Origin of the sequence: Paenibacillus cineris (genome assembly GCF_018333335.1) — a bacterium.
GTDB classification, from domain to species: Bacteria; Bacillota; Bacilli; order Paenibacillales; family Paenibacillaceae; genus Paenibacillus_AQ; species Paenibacillus_AQ favisporus.
On sequence record NZ_BORU01000002.1, the window covers coordinates 727,419 to 743,635 of the forward strand.

Below are 16,217 nucleotides of genomic sequence, written 5' to 3' on the forward strand. Positions count from 1 at the left end.
CAAGCCTGAGGTCAAAGTCAATCCGGGGCGGACAATTGTTAGACAATTGTAATAGTGAACCGCTCCATAGTTCACCTGCCGGCTACCCTTGTCCTCCTGATGCGGACATGAGCATAGAGTGCCCGGCGGCATGAACTTGCACATGCAGATGGGCACCCGGTGGTGCGCGAGTGCAGCGAAGCCGGACATTGGCCCTAGCTACGTATTGGCGTCTTCTTGCGAAAGGGTCAAAGAAGAAAATATAGACTTTATCCGGCGAATTTCTTATAATTTATGTAACCATGTTTCATGTGGTGAAACATTTGAGGGGCGGGATCGGAATGGAAGACCGCAAATTAACGGTTCGTGCCGTTGAACGGGCACTGGATATATTGATGTGTTTTACACAGAACAGCGAGCTGGGACTGACCGAAATCGCCGGAATGATCGGACTGCACAAGAGCACCGTCCATCGGCTGATGACGACTCTTGAAGAGAAGGCTTTCGTCGTCCGCGATGCGGCGACGGAGAAATACCGGCTTGGCATTAAAGTGTGGGAGCTGTCCACGCATTTATCGCAAAGCGACGATCCGGCGGTGCTGCTGCTGCCGGCGATGGAGCGGCTGCGCGACCGGCTGGGTGAGACGGTCAGCCTGTACCTGCGGGACGGGAAGGACCGTCTGCGGATCCAGGCGGTGCAGAGCAACCAGGCCATCCGGAGGGTGGCGCAGGTCGGAGCGCGCCTGCCGCTTACGGTGGGAGCGTCGAGCAAGGTGCTGGTGGCGTTTGCCGCGCCTGCCGATCAGGAGGAGCTCCTGAGCGATCCGGATTGGGCGGAGCTGGTGAAGGGCGGCAGCTATGTGCGGCAGCTGCAGGACATCCGCGAGCGGGGCTATGCGACGAGCATCGAGGAGCGCGAGCCCGGCGCCGCCGCGGTGGCGGTGCCGATCGTGAACCGGAACGGCCGCGTCGCCGCCGCCCTGTCCGTATCCGGTCCGGTGAGCCGGCTGTCCAGCGAAACGCTGAATGAGTTCGCTCCCGTGCTGATCGAAGCGGCGCGGGAAATGGGGCTGATGATTCCGTAAACGGACGTAAGCCCACTGAGGTTGTGAACGGATGAAGAGAATAAGAAAACAAACGGTCTGCGTCATCGTTATAGAGAAAGCCCGCCATACCGGATTTCCCCGGTAGGGCGGGCTTGTTTTAGATTATAGAATATGAATTAGAAATCAGTGGCATCAGTGAAGTCAGTGAAATCAGTGCTCGATATGCTCTTCAAACCAGCGTACGATATGGGTCAGCCGGCGGGTGCGCAGATGCGGATTGCCGCTGCGGGACAGGTTGTGGTCGGCTCCCGGAAAACGGATGAACTGCGCTTCCTTGCCAAGGCGCTTAAGCGCCACGAACAGCTGCTCTCCCTGCTCGATCGGGCAGCGGAGATCCTGCTCCCCGTGCAGGATCAGGAGCGGCGTGTTCACCTGCTTCACGTAAGCGATCGGGGAATGCTTCCACAGTTTCTCCAGATCGTCCCACGGATTGCCCCAAATCTGATCCTCGGTAAAATAGTACCCGATATCGCTGACGCCGTAGAACGACACCCAGTTGCAGATCGAACGCTGGGTGACGGCGGCTTGGAACCGGTTGGTATGCCCGACGATCCAGTTCGTCATGAAGCCGCCGTAGCTGCCGCCGGTGACGCCGAGCCGGGCGTCGTCGATGTAGTCATAGGCGGACAGGACATAGTCCACCGCATCCATCAGGTCCTGGTAGTCGCGTCCGCCGTAATCGCCGCGGACCGTATTGACATGGACCTGGCCATACCCGTGGCCGCCGCGCGGGTTCGTGTAGAACACGGCAAATCCGGCCGCGGCGAGCAGCTGGAACTCGTGCATGAACGTGCAGCCGTACATCGCCTGCGGTCCGCCGTGGATTTCCAGGATGGCCGGCACCTTGGAGCCTTCCTTGAAGCCGACCGGCTTCATGATCCAGCCCTGAATCGGCCACCCGTCCGAGGCTTCGAAGCGGAAGGCTTCCGGCTCGCTCAGCACAAGTTCGCTGAACAGCTCCTTGTTGCAGTCGGTCAGCCGGGTCTCTTCACCGTTTGCCATGTCAAAGGCAAACAGATCTCCCGGATGAAGCGTATCTGCGGAAGCAAGAATCAGCCTGCCTTCCGGTGCCAGGGCGAACTGGTAAATTTCCCGGTCGCCGCCGGCGATGATTTCGTAATCGGAGCCGTCCAGCGCAAAGCGGGCGACCTTGACGCCGCCGTCCTCGCTCAGCTGCAGGAAGACGTACTTGCCGTCTTCGCTGAAGACGGGCGGACTGCCGGCTCCCGCGCGCATATCGCCAACGCAGGCGTGTCCGAGCTGTACGTCCAGGTCCTCATAGTAGGCGCGTGCTTCGCCGCCCTCAGCGGGAATCAGGTAGATGCGTGTCAGCGTGGCAAAGCCGCAGTTCAAGTCGTCGGCCAGCATCAGGATATGGCTGCCGTCCGGCGTGTAGGCGATGGGCCCGATGCTCAGGCGCCCGTCCGTCAATTGGCGGACATTTCCGCCGTCTCGCTCCGCCACGAATAAATCGTTGGTCAGGCGGAGGTCCGGATCCGGGAAGGAAGCGGAGGCATGTGTGGCGGTATAGATGATGCGGCTGCCGTCCGGCGACCAATGGAACGAAGACACATCGAAGTCGCCCGAAGTGACCGGCGTACATGCGGAAGTGGCAAGATCGTGAACGAACAGATGCGTTCTTCGATCATTCCACAGCCCGGCGCCGTCAGCCTTGTATTTTATACGATGAATGATTTTTTCGTCCGGCTGTTTGTCCTTGCCGGCTTTCTCCGCCTGGGCTCCGGGGTCCTCCGCAACGACGGCCTCATCGGCCGAAGGAGCCTCGGCGCGGAGCAGAAGGGCGCTGCCGACGGGCGCCCATTTGAAGGCGCTGACGCCGTGCTTCAGCTCCGTTACGGCCTGGGCTTCGCCGCCGTGCGCGGGCATGACCCAGACTTGGCGGGCATCGCCCTTCTTGCGCAGAAAGGCAAGCTTGGAGCCGTCGGGAGACCATGCTGGCGAGGCGTCCTGCTCGCCGGCGGTAAAGGCGGTATCCTCCCGGCCGTCCGGCGAGATCAGGCGAATATGGGAGGTGTAGCCCCCATGCTGGTCGTTAACGGTTTTCGATATGTACGCGACAGCGCCGGTCTTGGGGGATACGGCAGGGTCGCTGACCCAATGCATCCGGTACAAGTCATCGGCGGTAATGGGACGTTTTTCACTCATGGACAGGGCCTCCTAAGCATGAAATTGGAATAGGGTATGAAGCAATCAGATTCTAAACCACATTATCCCAGAGTTCCGGCGGGAAATCCATCCGCGAATCCGCGCAGGGGAGGGGGGGCGTGACCACAAATCCAGAAATCCACACACCCCAAACATCCCAAACATCGATGGGTTTAGCAACCTCAATAGGAAGACAAAAAAAACAAGCCCCTTGATCCAGTTCAAGGGGCTTGCCGTGTATTTTAGTGACGTTATCAGCTGGCAGGCGTCTCAGCTATTTAGTGTCGGGGTTCCCGCTGCCGGCCGACGGATTACGTCCGGTCTATTTCTGTTTGCCGATCCAGCTTGCGATCGTATCGATGATTGCCGGTGTCACGTTGGAAGGCTGCGCGTATTCCGCGCCGGTGGAGAGGCCGTCATATTCGGCAAGCAGATGGTTTACTTTCGGGAATGACTTATACTCCACATCGGCGCGGCCTTTTAATGCTTCCTTCCACTGCTTAAATTCATGCATCGGCACCTGCCAGTCGTTTTCGCCCTGCAGGACGAGCATCGGGCCGCTCTGCGTTTTAGCTAATTCGGCTGGCTTATAATCCTTCTTATCGTACCACCAGTAAGCCGGTGGAATCGGAAAGCTCTCCGGCAGGTGTGAGACCGAATACTGCGGGTCGTCCAGCAGCTTGGCGGCCTGGGTCCACACAGCAGCCTGCCGCTCGTAAGGCGCAGGATCCTGACCCAGCTGTTTTACGCGGGAAACCAATTCCGCCTGCTGCTCCACGACAACGTCGATAAATGAAGAGCTCGGGCCGGACAGCAGGATAGTGCCGGCGATGTTCCGGCCGGCATTGGCGTCGGCATCCACGATGAGCGGCATCGCATAACCGCCTTGACTATGCCCTGCCACGTAAATCCGGGCGGGATCAACTCCCGGTGTTTGGGTCAGCAGCTTCACCGCCGACAGCGCATCGTCAACCGTCTCTTCTTTGACGGTTAATTTCGGGTTGGCGGCGATTTTAAAGGTATGCTCAAACGTGACCTTGTCGTAGCGCAGGACGGCGATGCCATTGGCGGCTAATCCCGCCGCCAGGTCGCGGAACGGCTTGGCTCCGCCGATGGAGGTGTCCCGGTCGTTCGGGCCGGAGCCGTGAACGAGCACGACGGCAGGGAACGGTCCTTGGCCCACAGGCAGGGTCAGCGTTCCGGGAAGAGCCCATTCCCCTTCGCCAATTTGGACCTCCCGCTCGGTATAGGCCTCCGGGCGATCATAAGCCGGAGGCCGGTATCCTCCAGCCGAGACCGGGCCGATGTTCAGATCGTCCACCAGGCCGTCTGCATTCAGGCGAAGGGTGATCTGAAGCGGTACGGCCGCCGTCTGCAGCGTATACGCCACATTATGGTGGACGGCGTTGTCGCTTTCCTGCTTGCCGCCTACTGACGATACTTGGCCGTAGACGCTCTCGTAGTTCTTCCACAGGCCGCTCAGCGTTTGAGCGGGCAGGGCCTGCTGCAGGGCGGGGCTCATGACCTTGGCCGCCTCAGCTCCGTTCCCGGCCCTTAAGGCCTGGAGGAACAAGTCGGCATTGTCGGCGGCTTCAGAAGGGCCTTCGGCGCTCTCTGTGCCGCCCAATGCTGCCGACAGGAGGGCGGCCGGAGCCATCGCTTGTTGGCCGGTAATCCGGACAGTTCCTCCGGTCGGCACGGTTTTGCCGTTCAGTACGGCGGTGGAGCGCCCGATGGTCAGTACCAGCTTCGTACCTTCTTTTGTGACGGTCACCGAGCGTTGATTCGGGTCCCAGCTGACTTGGGCGCCCAATCGGACTGCGGTTTCGCGAATGGAGACGTAGGATGCAGCGTCCGGAGTTTCGGCAGCAGCCGCCGCAGGGACAGACAGACTGATGGCCGTCAGGGAAGCAGCAGCCACCGCGCTTAGGGTTCGTTTCTTTTTCATAAACCTTCCTCCTAAAGGGGATATCCCCGAATGTAAATATGACATATCGCATTCCGGCGGGTTAACTTACAACTCGGGCAGCGATAATGATCACAGCTAAGATACCGACCAGGAAAATCCAGGCGCCGGGTCTGCCGAAGTTGACCGTCCAGCCGATGCCCATCCGTTTTTCCACGAACAGGGCGGGGTCCTGCGGATTGAAATAAATATTGCCGAGCTTCCAGTATTTATCATCATTAACGACATGCGTCGCCCCGGAACCGGAAGATGGACCGCCGATCCGCCGTCCGCCCTGGCCGGTGGAAAAGGCCAGCACGATGGCCAGCACGACGATCAGAAGGGGCATCATCAGGCTGACAAGCATCATAACCTCCCGGCTCAGCGGATAGATCATGTTGTACTGAACGAACGAGAACAGCAGCACCATCATGAGGCCGGCCGCGACGTTGAACATGGACCATCTGCGGCGGAAGGCGGCGTTACGGCGTACCGACTGCTGCGGATTGGCCGGGTCAAGCTGCTGCTTGCTGCGGAGGATCGACCAGTTCGTGGTCATAAAGATCCCGATCATTACCAGCTGCATCAAGTTCAGGCCGAGAACCGTCCGGTACGATTTGGCCGCCGTTCGGGTCACTTCGCCCTGCCAGTTGAACTTCATGTTCAGCGTGTCGGGAATTTTATCGTAGTAAGCCAGGGCAAGGGCGGCGCTGATCAATGCAACGGCTCCGTGGATCAGAAACCATTTATTCGACCAGACCAGCTTGTTCCCGCTGCGGAATGACGTATCCACGGCCACGACGGAAGGGTTCAGCGTCTCCGGGGGAAGCGTGGCTTTGAACCGTTTCATTTTTGTATAAAAAATCAGATTGATAACTGCCGAAGCAGCTACCAGCAGCACTACGAATCCCGAGATGATGGAAGGCTGCTGCTTTTCCGGCACAGTCAGCATGGCGAGGAGGCAGGCGATCAGCAGCCCGCCGTATGCGACTGAGCTGGTCCATACATACTGCCTGCGCATGCGGCGCAGCGGAGCGCTGTGATACACGGCTTCACTGACCGATACGCCGAAGCTGACGGTTTCACGCGTCAAATAAGGCATGCAGATCAGAGACAGCGACAGGGGAACGAACATGGCAATCAGAAACAAAACGGATATCCAGTACATTAGGCATTCTCCTTTGGTTCTTGGGTGATTTCGTCGTAAAAGCTTTCCACGATCCGCAGCAGCTCCGCTTTATCCATGCCCCGGCAGATGGCTTCGGCGATGACGGGTCTAAGCTGGGCTTCCTGTTTGTGCTGATAGTCCGGGGTGATTCCCGGCATGCCGTCCGGGTTCACGACGACCCCTTTTTGCCGGTGAATTTGAATAAATCCTTCCTGCTTGAGCAGCGTGTAAGCCTTATTGACGGTGTGCAGGTTCACGCCGATATCCGAGGCAAGGCTGCGGACGGAGGGAAGATACTCGCCCGGGGCCAGCTGTTTGCTGGCGATTCCTTCGATGATCTGATTCATGAGCTGTGTGTAAATGGGCACGTCGGACTGCATATCCAACCGGATAATCAATGATGAGCCCTCCTTTCATCAACATGCTGCTTAGGTCATATTTATTGTTAGAGTATGAACAACTGTTATACAACAAATATAACAGATGCGCGTGTGATTGTAAATAGTTCACCAACCCAGAACACGTATGGTTGTATATAGTTCGCCAACCCAGTGCACGTATAGTTGTAAATAGTTCACCAAATTAATGGACGTATGACTGAAATCAGTTCGCCAAACTAATGGACATATCGTTGTAAATAGTTCGCAGAACCATTGCACGCATGACTGTAATTAGTTTTCGGAACTATTTTGACATAGTACCTTGCAATGCAAAGTACCTGGTGTTATTATAGTGACGAAGGGAGCGGACGAACGAAATGGAAATGTCGGAATGGACTTCACAGGTCCGCAGAGGTATCCTGGAATACTGCATTTTGCAGCTTATCGCCAAGCAGCCGAGATACGGATACGAGCTTGTGACGCTGCTGGATCAATGGGAGCCGCTTGCCGTGACGGAGGGAACGCTCTATCCGCTGCTTCGGCGGCTGCTAAAGGATCAATACATTGAATCGTTCTGGAAGGAATCGGAGTCAGGTCCGCCGCGCAAATATTACAGCCTGACCCCTTCGGGGCACCAGCTTGTGGAGATGATGTCTGCGGAGTGGAACAAGATCAGCCGGAGCGTCGATCAAATTCAAATCTATGGAGGAGAGATCTTATGATCAGCACATATGGAAGGTCTTATTTGGAGAAATTGAACAAGTACTTGGAGAAGCTTCCCGATGAAGAGCGGATGGATGCTGTTATGGAAATCGAGAGCCATATTGCAGAGGGCATCGCGAACGGGCAGCCGGAGGCGGCGATCCTGTCGCGTTTGGGCGATCCCCGCAAGCTCGCCAAGGCGTACCGGAGCCAGCACTTCGTCGAGGGGCATCGGAGCGGATCTTTCCGCGATATTTTGGCTATGGCGTTGTTCTACTGCACGACAGGGCTGCTGAGCATCATGGTCATCCCGGTCTTAGCCGTGATTGCCTACGGCTTTGGCTTTTGCACATTGTTGATACTGATCGCAGGCGCCATACGTACTTTCGGCGCAACCTGGATCAATATGGGCGTGCCCGGCATGGAGGTCCCGACAGAATACAGCATGGTGGTCGCGGCGATCATTGGTGCCATCATTGGAGGGATCGCATACTTCAGCTGGGTAGGTCTTAAAAAGTATATGGCTTTTTTGTCCACCCAGTATCGAAGATCACTGCCGGGCGGACGGGTGTCAGCATAGGTATTTGCAAATAACTGTTAACCGGAACGGAGAAAGACCGTACGCATCATGCGCACGGTCTTTTTCATTTATACAGCGGATCGGCGTGATTGTGATTCCGCCTGGCGCCCGACTAACACCGACCTTGGTGCATCAGCGGTTCTGGCTGATTTTCTCCTGCAAAATCTCTTGAAAGCTCCTATTCTTGTCCGCATCTTCCTTCACCGGCCGGTTAACGGGCTGCGGCTTAGGGTAAGACGGGTGATAGGGTATGATGCCGTGCATATGGATCATTCTGCAGGCCTCCTTATGCCAGGGATTTTGAAACGGATTTTCGTGAAGCAAGTTTAATTAAGAGCTAATCTGAAGACGCAAAAGTCCGTCACAGTGATTTTGTATCTTTTTTACCCTGTTGCTAGGTGAATGAAACATCAGATGACGTAGTGTCATCATCCCGGAATCGTGATTGGCGAACCGCCCCAGCTGTTGTAAAATTTAGTAAATCCAAACGAGGGGGGAAATGATGAGAACCGCTTGCGCTCTAATGATCTTGTTTATCCTGGCATTGGGAGGCTGCAGCAGCAGCGAAAAGAAGGATGAAAAAAAGTTCACCGTGGAGGATTTGGGCATACTCAGCAAGGCGGATGGACGAAAGGTGTATTATGGAATGAAGCAGGCGGACGCTGAGGCCGTATTGGGACAGGGCAAAGAAAGGAGAAAGGGAGAGTTTGAATATGCCTTCGGTGTCTACGCATTTTATCGGGACGGCAAGGTTGCCGCTATCCGGCTCGAGGAAGAAGCGAAGAATCATTATAAAACTGCATTAGATGCCGAGATCGGCATGCACAAAGACCAGTTTGAAAGTATTTACGGGGATGTTCATATGCCGACCATACCGGATTCCCAATTAACGTATGTTTTTGATATGAAAAGGCAGGTGCTTCTGAAGGAAAATAAGCCCAAGAACGATAAAGAAGCCAAAGATCTGCTGATCTTCAGTGCGCTGGAGTACGACGGAATCGTGGATACGATCGTCATCATCGACAGTTATTCAACGTCCCATGGTATCAAAGAATAAGCTGTATTATAAAAAAGCCCCGCAGGCCATGTCCATGGCACTGCGGGGCTTTCCTATTTAAACCTAAATTATTGGTTGGCGATCATTTGACGCAGCACGGTTTGCAGAATGCCGCCGTTGTGGTAGTAATCCACGTCGACCATGCTGTCCAGACGGGCCGTTACCGGGAATTCGAACTTGGTGCCGTCTTCGCGTGTAGCGGTGACGGTCAGGCTCTCGCCCGGCTTGATGTCGTTGCTGAGTCCGACAATGTCGAACGTTTCGCGGCCGGTGAGGCCCAGGCTGCTCCAGCCATGGCCTTCCTGGAACTGCAGCGGAAGCACGCCCATGCCGACGAGATTGCTGCGGTGAATCCGCTCAAAGCTTTCGGCGATGACGGCTTTGACGCCGAGCAGGAACGTACCTTTGGCCGCCCAGTCGCGGGAGCTTCCCGTACCGTATTCTTTACCGGCAATAACGACCAGGTTCTGTCCGTTATCCTGATACTTCATGGAAGCATCATAGATGGATACGACTTCGTCCGTAGGCAGGTAAGTCGTAACGCCGCCCTCGGTGCCCGGTGCCACTTGGTTGCGGATGCGGATGTTCGCGAACGTACCGCGCATCATGACCTCGTGGTTACCGCGGCGGGAACCGTAAGAGTTGAAGTCCTTGCGTTCAACGCCATGCTCCTTCAGGTACAGACCTGCAGGGCTGGTCGGCGAAATGTTGCCGGCAGGGGAGATGTGGTCCGTCGTGACGGAGTCACCCAGCAGGGCAAGCACGCGTGCGGACTTGATATCCTCGATGTCGGCCAAGCCGTTTGCGAGATTCTCGAAGAACGGAGGGTTCTGAATGTACGTGGACTTGTCGTCCCACTCGTACAGCTCGCCTTCCGGAACCGGAATCGCATTCCAGCGCTCGTTGGCAGTAAACACGTTTTCGTATTTGCGGCGGAACGCTTCAGGGCTGACGGACAAGCCGATCGCTTCTCTGATTTCCGCGGAAGTCGGCCAGATATCTTTCAGATAAACCGGCTGGTTGTTCGGATCGTAACCGATCGGATCGTTCTGCAGGTCAATGTTGACCGTACCTGCCAGCGCGTAAGCGACAACGAGCGGCGGCGAAGCCAGGTAGTTGGCTTTAACCTGCGCGTGGACGCGTCCTTCGAAGTTACGGTTACCGGACAGCACGGCAGCGACAGTCATGTCGTTGTCGGTGATAGCCTGGCTTACTTCGTCCGGAAGCGGACCGGAGTTACCGATACATGTTGCGCAGCCGTAGCCCGCTACGTAGAAGCCAAGGGCTTCCAGCGGCTCAAGCAGACCGGCTTTCTCCAGGTAATCCGTAACGACGAGGGAGCCCGGCGTCAAGCTGCTTTTCACGTATCCCGGTTTCTTCAGGCCGCGTTCCACGGCTTTCTTCGCCAGGAGACCCGCGCCCAGCATAACGCTTGGGTTCGACGTATTCGTACAGCTGGTGATCGCCGCGATAACGACTGCGCCGGTTCCCATTTCGCTGACGGATCCGTCTTTATGCTTCACGGACACTTTTTCTTCAATCTTGGCATCGCTGAGGCCGTATCCGCCTTTTTCGATCGGCGTGCGGACGATGTCGTTGAAGGCGTCCTTCATATGAGTCAGCTCGATGCGGTCCTGCGGGCGTTTCGGTCCGGCAAGGCTCGGTACGACCGAGGCCAGGTCGAGTTCGATGATGTCCGTAAATTCAGGATCTTCGGTTTCCGCGGTGCGGAACATGTTCTGTGCTTTGTAGTAGGCTTCTACCAGAGCAACCTGCTCATCGGTACGGCCGGTGTTGCGCAGGTAAGCCAGCGTCTCGTCATCGACAGGGAAGAAGCCGATGGTTGCGCCGTATTCCGGTGCCATGTTGGCTACCGTTGCGCGGTCCGCGAGGCTGATGTTGGCCAGACCCGGTCCGAAGAACTCGACGAATTTGCCGACAACGCCTTTTTTGCGGAGCATTTGGGTAACGGTCAGCGCAAGGTCGGTCGCCGTAGCACCTTCCGTCAGGCTGCCTGTCAGTTTAAAGCCGATAACGTCAGGCGTTACGAAGTAAAGCGGCTGTCCGAGCATGCCCGCTTCGGCTTCGATCCCGCCGACACCCCAGCCGACAACGCCGAGGCCGTTGATCATCGTAGTATGGGAGTCCGTACCAACGAGGGAGTCCGGATATACGACCGTTTCTCCGTCGGTTGTCTTGGTCGCCGCCACGGATGCGAGATATTCCAGGTTGACCTGGTGAACGATCCCGGTTCCCGGAGGAACGGCGCGGAAATTGTTAAATGCCGTTTGGGCCCAGCGCAGGAAGCGGTAGCGTTCCTCGTTGCGCTCAAACTCCACTTGCATGTTGTAGTTGAGGGCGTCGCTGGTACCGAACGCATCAACCATAACGGAGTGGTCGATAACGAGATCGACCGGTACGAGCGGGTTGATCTTCTTCGGATCCCCGCCGGCTTTTTTCACGGTGTCGCGCATAGCCGCAAGGTCGACGACGACCGGTACGCCGGTGAAGTCCTGCAATACGATACGGGCCGGAATGAACGGGATTTCCTTGTTATCGTCACGTCCTTCATTCCATTTGGCCAGCTGCGATACATGCTCCTGGGTAATGGCACGTCCGTCGAATTGGCGGACAGCGGCTTCCAGAAGCACCTTGATGGAGAACGGAAGCTTGGAAATGCTGCCGAGTCCCTGCTCCTCAAGAGCCTGCAGGCTGTAGTAACGGTAGGTTTTGCCTCCGACTTCCAGACTGCGGGCCGTGGAGAATTGATCCTTTGCTGTCATTACATGTACCTCCTTGATCGTAATTCGGTTCCTCTGCTTACTGTGGTTCATCAAATCAGTCATCATTCAGGTGGCTTGGGTGAGAGCGATAAGGGCGATCACTTTGCCGTTCCTTGTTTCACTAGATGAAACATAATTTCAAAATAGTGAGGTTCGCTTTTAGTATACCGTTTACAAGCCGGGGAGTAAAGTACTTTTTGCGTCTATTTATATGAAGAGACCGAGGCGGCAAAAGAACGGGAAAACGTTCCCCCGATCTGCGCCTGGACTGGTTCCGCGCACTGGCGGGACGGAGTGCGCAGCTTGTCCGCTTCCGGCCTTCCGGCGGACCTCTTCCGCGCGAAAATGGACCAGGGTTCATAGGTGCTCCCTTTTTTTCATATAGTGGAATATACGCAGCCGAAACAACATATTTCGGGTTAACGAAACGGGTGAAAGGGGAATGCATGGGAATGGAGAAGGAATGGAAGCAGACGCTGTACGCCTATGTAAATCAATACAACCAGCATCAGATCGATTACCGGTCACAACATACAGATCAGGTCGTGACGGATCCGGCTTATTTATTGGCAAGGAGTGAGCGGGCTTCCCGGCTGTCACAATGGTATGCCGCAAGGGGGGCAAGGCCGCTTCGCAGCGAGACGAGGGCCAAGCTGCTGCGGACGATCCGCGATACCCCGGAGGAGGCGGTCATCGACGTGCAGCTGTATGTGCAGCTGTTCTACGAAAAGGGCGGCGTCAATCATGTGGAGGAAATGATCCAGCGGGAGAGGCTGACCCTGATCCGGGATGGGGACGCCTGGGTGATCGTGTCGGTGGAGCAGCTGACGCCGGAGAAGCATCCGGCCGCCGGCATCCCTGCCGTGCACACCGGGCAGCCGGCCTACGCCTATTCCAGCGGCGGGTCGAAGCCTTACCTGAACGCCGAGGTGCTGCAAGGTGGCCCCGGCCGCAAAACATCGCGCTACAACCGCGCGGCAGCGGCGGCTTATGCCGACGAGTGGTGGGAAACCAGCAATCCGGAGTTTGCCGCATTCGAGGTGGACTGCACCAATTACATCTCGCAATGCCTCTTTGCAGGGGGCGCTCCGATCCACTATACTGGTAAAAGAGAATCGGGCTGGTGGTACAAAGGATATGTCGGGAGCAAAGAGTGGTGGAGCTACAGCTGGGCGGTTTCGAACGCGCTGCAGTCCTTTTTGTCGTCAAGCAGCTGGGGACTCCGCGGAGAGCTGGTGGAGCGGCCCGAGCAGCTGATGCTGGGCGATGTCATTTTTTATGACTGGGACGGCGACGGCTCCTTTCAGCACAGCACGATCGTCACGGCGTTTGATGCCGGCGGCAGCCCGCTGGTCAACGCCCATACGGTCAGCAGCAAGCACCGTTTCTGGGACTACAAGGACTCCTACGCCTGGTCGGAGAACACCGTATACCGTTTTTTACATATCCCGGACTACTTCTAAGCCATTATAATGGTATATGAACAGCGGCAGGAGGACACCTGCAATCATGAGGAAAAAGAGAGGTTTGGCATGGGGAACAACAAAACAACCGTAGGCCTTGTGTACGGCGGTAAATCAGGAGAACACGAGGTATCGCTGCAGACGGCCTTTGCGGTGATGAACGCCTTTGATTACGATAAATACGAACTTATTCCATTCTATATTACGAAGCAGGGCGAGTGGAGAAAAGGAACGACGCTGCAGGCCCCCCTCGGCAAGCTGGACCAGTTGAAGCTGGAACAGAGCCAGGAAGGTACAGAAGCGGCGTTGGGAGCAATTTTCAGCAGATTGTACGGCGGCGAGGCCGGCATCGACCTGATGTTCCCGCTACTTCACGGAACCTTTGGGGAAGACGGAACCATCCAGGGTCTGTTCGAAATGGCGAACATTCCTTACGTAGGCGCCGGAGTTCTGGCTTCCGCAGCCGGAATGGATAAGGCCGTAATGAAAAAGCTGTTTGCGCAGGCGGGCCTGCCTCAATGCGGTTACCGCTTTTTCACGAAATCGCAGTGGGAGCGCAGCAGCTTCAATCTGATCATGGGCGTCGAAGACGACCTTGGATACCCATGCTTTGTAAAACCGGCGAATTTGGGATCGAGCGTAGGCATCTCCAAGGCGAGAAACCGCGAGGAGCTGGAGCAGGCGATTGAGCTCGCTTTCCGCTATGACCTCAAAGTCATCGTCGAAGAGTTTGTGGACGCGCGCGAAGTGGAGGTGGCTGTGCTCGGCAATGACGAGCCGATGGCATCTGTGCCGGGAGAAATTATTTCCTCCAGCGATTATTACGACTATGCGGCGAAGTATACGGATGGGCAATCCGAAATGGTCATTCCGGCTTTGCTGGATGCCGAGACGGCGGACCGGCTGCGGGAGCTCGCCCTAATTGCTTTTCAGGCGATCGAAGGCAGCGGCATTACCCGGGCTGATTTCTTCATCCGCAAATCGGACGGCGCCATCTTCATCAATGAGGTCAACACGATGCCGGGCTTCACTCCGTACAGCATGTATCCGCTGCTCTGGCGTGAAACGGGCCTCGGCTATCAGGCGCTGCTGGACCGGATGATCGAGCTGGCGCTGGAGCGCTACAACAGCAAGCAGTCGCTGGTGTTTGCCAACGACATTTAACTTGGCGCGGCAGATGCTTTCGTGAGATATCCGCCACGTGAGCGATTTAGACGTATAGCAGCACATATAAGGTATCCGGCCGGCTCTGCAGTATAGGCCGGGTACCTTTTCCATTTTAATCAGGAGAAGGAGATGAAATGATGGGTTTCCAGACCGAATTTAATTCCGTGTGCAAGTTCAAAAGCGACCAGGAGCTGTACGAGCTGCTCGAATACGGACGCGGCAAAATGGTCAAGCAGGGCTTCCGCGTCTTCCCGACAGGCCAGAAAGTGATTGCCTATACCCCAAACAACGTGGCGGTGGCGATCGTTAAGATCGTCGGCTGCATCGCCGAGATCAATTTTCAGGGGCAGGAGGTCACGGAGGTCGAAATGGAGCTCATCCGCAAGCTGACCGACGAGGAGTCGCGGATTCAGACCGATTTGGCTTACGAAATGTTTTTTGGGGAACATACTTCTTAAGGATGATTTTATAACCAAGAGGAGTAGAAGCCGATGATGAGGGTCCGTTTCGGATACGTGGCGATGTCAACCGTAATAAAAGATGCGTCTCCCTCCAAAACGATGACGATGGCCAGTTTCACCAAACTGAACGACCGGGAGGCGGCCATTCGCAAACTGGAGCGGATCGCGGCCGAAAATTTGCATAACACGCTGCGGCTGCTGAAGCATAACCATGGCAGCGGCATTCATGTGTATCGGTTTTCTTCCAAACTGATTCCGCTGGCGACCCATTCGGACCTAAGCGATTGGAGCCCATATGAAGCCCTTCGTGAGCCGTTTGCCGAGGTAGGCCATTACGTCAAGCAGCATGACATGCGGGTGTCTTTTCACCCGGATCATTTCACGGTGCTCAGCACGCCCCGGGCCGAGGTGCTGGAGAGCTCCATTCGCGACCTCCGCCACCATGTCACGATGCTGAAGGCGATGGGGCTGAACGCGACAGCGAAGAACAACATACATATCGGCGGAGCTTATGGTGACAAAACCGCTGCGGCGCAGCGGTTTGAGGAGCATTTTGCCGCGCTGGACGAAGACATCAAGCAGCGGCTGACGCTGGAAAACGACGACAAGACGTTTACGGCCGCCGAGACGCTTGAGGTCTGTCAGCATGTCGGACTGCCGATGGTACTGGATATTCACCACCAATGGGTCAATAATGATGGGGAGAAGCCCTGGGAGCTGTGGCCGGACATCCTGCAGACCTGGTCGACGCCGCTGGCGCAGGCCGATGCGGCGGCGGACAAGCCCCTTCCTCCGAAAATCCACGTGTCCAGCCCCAAGAGCGAGTCGGACCCGCGCGGCCATGCCGATCACGTCGAGATGGAGCCGCTCTTGACCTTTTTACGGAAGATTGCGGGAGATACACCTGCCGTGGATGTCATGATTGAAGCCAAAGCCAAAGACGGGGCGCTGTTCAAGCTGATGGAGGATTTGCAGGCATATCAGGGTGACGGGGTGCGTATTCTGGATGGTGCGAGTATTGAGATTACACCCTAGATAAGGCTAATTTCTTTACGGGCATCACCTTTGGGGCCAATGTGGAAATCGGTTTCCCGGTCCGAATCGGGCGAAACTTTGCCGGAGTCTATACGTATAGTTTTAGGAGATAGAATCAGCGGTGTGACGTTATAAGCTGATCCACACGGGGACGGGAGCTGTGTTTTATGAGTGTCTTGGCTCCGCCCGCGGACGGGGCCGTCCCAAAGTACAGATCTAATCAGA

The 16,217-nt window shown here is 56.2% G+C and carries 14 protein-coding genes; 8 read left to right on the plus strand and 6 right to left on the minus strand.

What is annotated here, in order from left to right; all coding sequences use genetic code 11:
• Positions 1-320 precede the first annotated feature (320 nt).
• The gene (locus KI379_RS24075) at positions 321-1,064 is read left to right on the plus strand and encodes an IclR family transcriptional regulator (protein WP_089549014.1); all 744 of its coding nucleotides are present in this window, start codon (positions 321-323) and stop codon (positions 1,062-1,064) included.
• Between the two features lie 171 nt (positions 1,065-1,235).
• Here KI379_RS24075 and KI379_RS24080 read toward each other — a convergent pair whose 3' ends face one another.
• The 4 genes from KI379_RS24080 to KI379_RS24095 all read right to left on the minus strand — a co-directional run bounded on the left by KI379_RS24080 (position 1,236) and on the right by KI379_RS24095 (position 6,762).
• The gene (locus KI379_RS24080) at positions 1,236-3,251 is read right to left on the minus strand and encodes an alpha/beta hydrolase family protein (RefSeq protein WP_212985110.1); all 2,016 of its coding nucleotides are present in this window, start codon (positions 3,249-3,251) and stop codon (positions 1,236-1,238) included.
• A 322-nt stretch (positions 3,252-3,573) separates the two neighbouring features.
• Entirely contained in the window at positions 3,574-5,199 is a 1,626-nt protein-coding gene (locus tag KI379_RS24085; protein WP_212985111.1) for an alpha/beta hydrolase family protein, read from the minus strand.
• Between the two features lie 61 nt (positions 5,200-5,260).
• Entirely contained in the window at positions 5,261-6,364 is a 1,104-nt protein-coding gene (locus tag KI379_RS24090) for a DUF1648 domain-containing protein (protein ID WP_212985112.1), read from the minus strand.
• A complete protein-coding gene (locus KI379_RS24095) occupies positions 6,364-6,762 on the minus strand; it encodes a GntR family transcriptional regulator (protein ID WP_076175816.1) in 399 nt (132 codons plus the stop codon). Before KI379_RS24095 ends, KI379_RS24090 begins: the two co-directional genes overlap by 1 nt.
• A gap of 359 nt (positions 6,763-7,121) precedes the next feature.
• On the opposite strand from KI379_RS24095, the gene KI379_RS24100 reads away from it, so the two are divergent.
• Positions 7,122-7,466, plus strand: a complete 345-nt coding sequence (locus KI379_RS24100; RefSeq protein WP_076175814.1) for a PadR family transcriptional regulator — start codon at positions 7,122-7,124, stop codon at positions 7,464-7,466.
• Positions 7,463-8,026 (plus strand): DUF1700 domain-containing protein, encoded by a 564-nt coding sequence (locus KI379_RS24105; RefSeq protein WP_084204204.1) that lies wholly within the window; start codon positions 7,463-7,465, stop codon positions 8,024-8,026. The genes KI379_RS24100 and KI379_RS24105 overlap by 4 nt, the downstream gene beginning before the upstream one ends.
• Before the next feature lie 132 nt (positions 8,027-8,158).
• Here KI379_RS24105 and KI379_RS24110 read toward each other — a convergent pair whose 3' ends face one another.
• Complete coding sequence (locus KI379_RS24110; RefSeq protein WP_167372933.1) at positions 8,159-8,299, minus strand: hypothetical protein; 141 nt, start codon at positions 8,297-8,299, stop codon at positions 8,159-8,161.
• A 226-nt stretch (positions 8,300-8,525) separates the two neighbouring features.
• On the opposite strand from KI379_RS24110, the gene KI379_RS24115 reads away from it, so the two are divergent.
• Complete coding sequence (locus KI379_RS24115) at positions 8,526-9,083, plus strand: hypothetical protein (RefSeq protein WP_212985113.1); 558 nt, start codon at positions 8,526-8,528, stop codon at positions 9,081-9,083.
• 68 nt (positions 9,084-9,151) lie between these two features.
• On the opposite strand, the gene acnA is transcribed toward KI379_RS24115, so the two are convergent.
• Positions 9,152-11,866, minus strand: a complete 2,715-nt coding sequence (acnA, locus tag KI379_RS24120) for an aconitate hydratase AcnA (protein WP_076175809.1) — start codon at positions 11,864-11,866, stop codon at positions 9,152-9,154.
• Positions 11,867-12,318: 452 nt separating this feature from the next.
• Between acnA and KI379_RS24125 the strand changes: the two genes are divergently transcribed.
• From KI379_RS24125 to uvsE, 4 genes are all read left to right on the plus strand, one after another.
• A complete protein-coding gene (locus tag KI379_RS24125; RefSeq protein ID WP_373309610.1) occupies positions 12,319-13,329 on the plus strand; it encodes an amidase domain-containing protein in 1,011 nt (336 codons plus the stop codon).
• A gap of 69 nt (positions 13,330-13,398) precedes the next feature.
• Positions 13,399-14,493, plus strand: a complete 1,095-nt coding sequence (locus KI379_RS24130) for a D-alanine--D-alanine ligase (protein WP_076175805.1) — start codon at positions 13,399-13,401, stop codon at positions 14,491-14,493.
• Positions 14,494-14,633: 140 nt separating this feature from the next.
• The gene (locus KI379_RS24135; RefSeq protein ID WP_076175803.1) at positions 14,634-14,954 is read left to right on the plus strand and encodes a hypothetical protein; all 321 of its coding nucleotides are present in this window, start codon (positions 14,634-14,636) and stop codon (positions 14,952-14,954) included.
• A 36-nt stretch (positions 14,955-14,990) separates the two neighbouring features.
• Positions 14,991-15,992 carry a UV DNA damage repair endonuclease UvsE gene (uvsE, locus tag KI379_RS24140; protein WP_212985168.1) on the plus strand — a complete coding sequence of 334 codons (1,002 nt, stop codon included), beginning with the start codon at positions 14,991-14,993 and terminating at the stop codon, positions 15,990-15,992.
• The last annotated feature ends 225 nt before the right edge of the window (positions 15,993-16,217 follow it).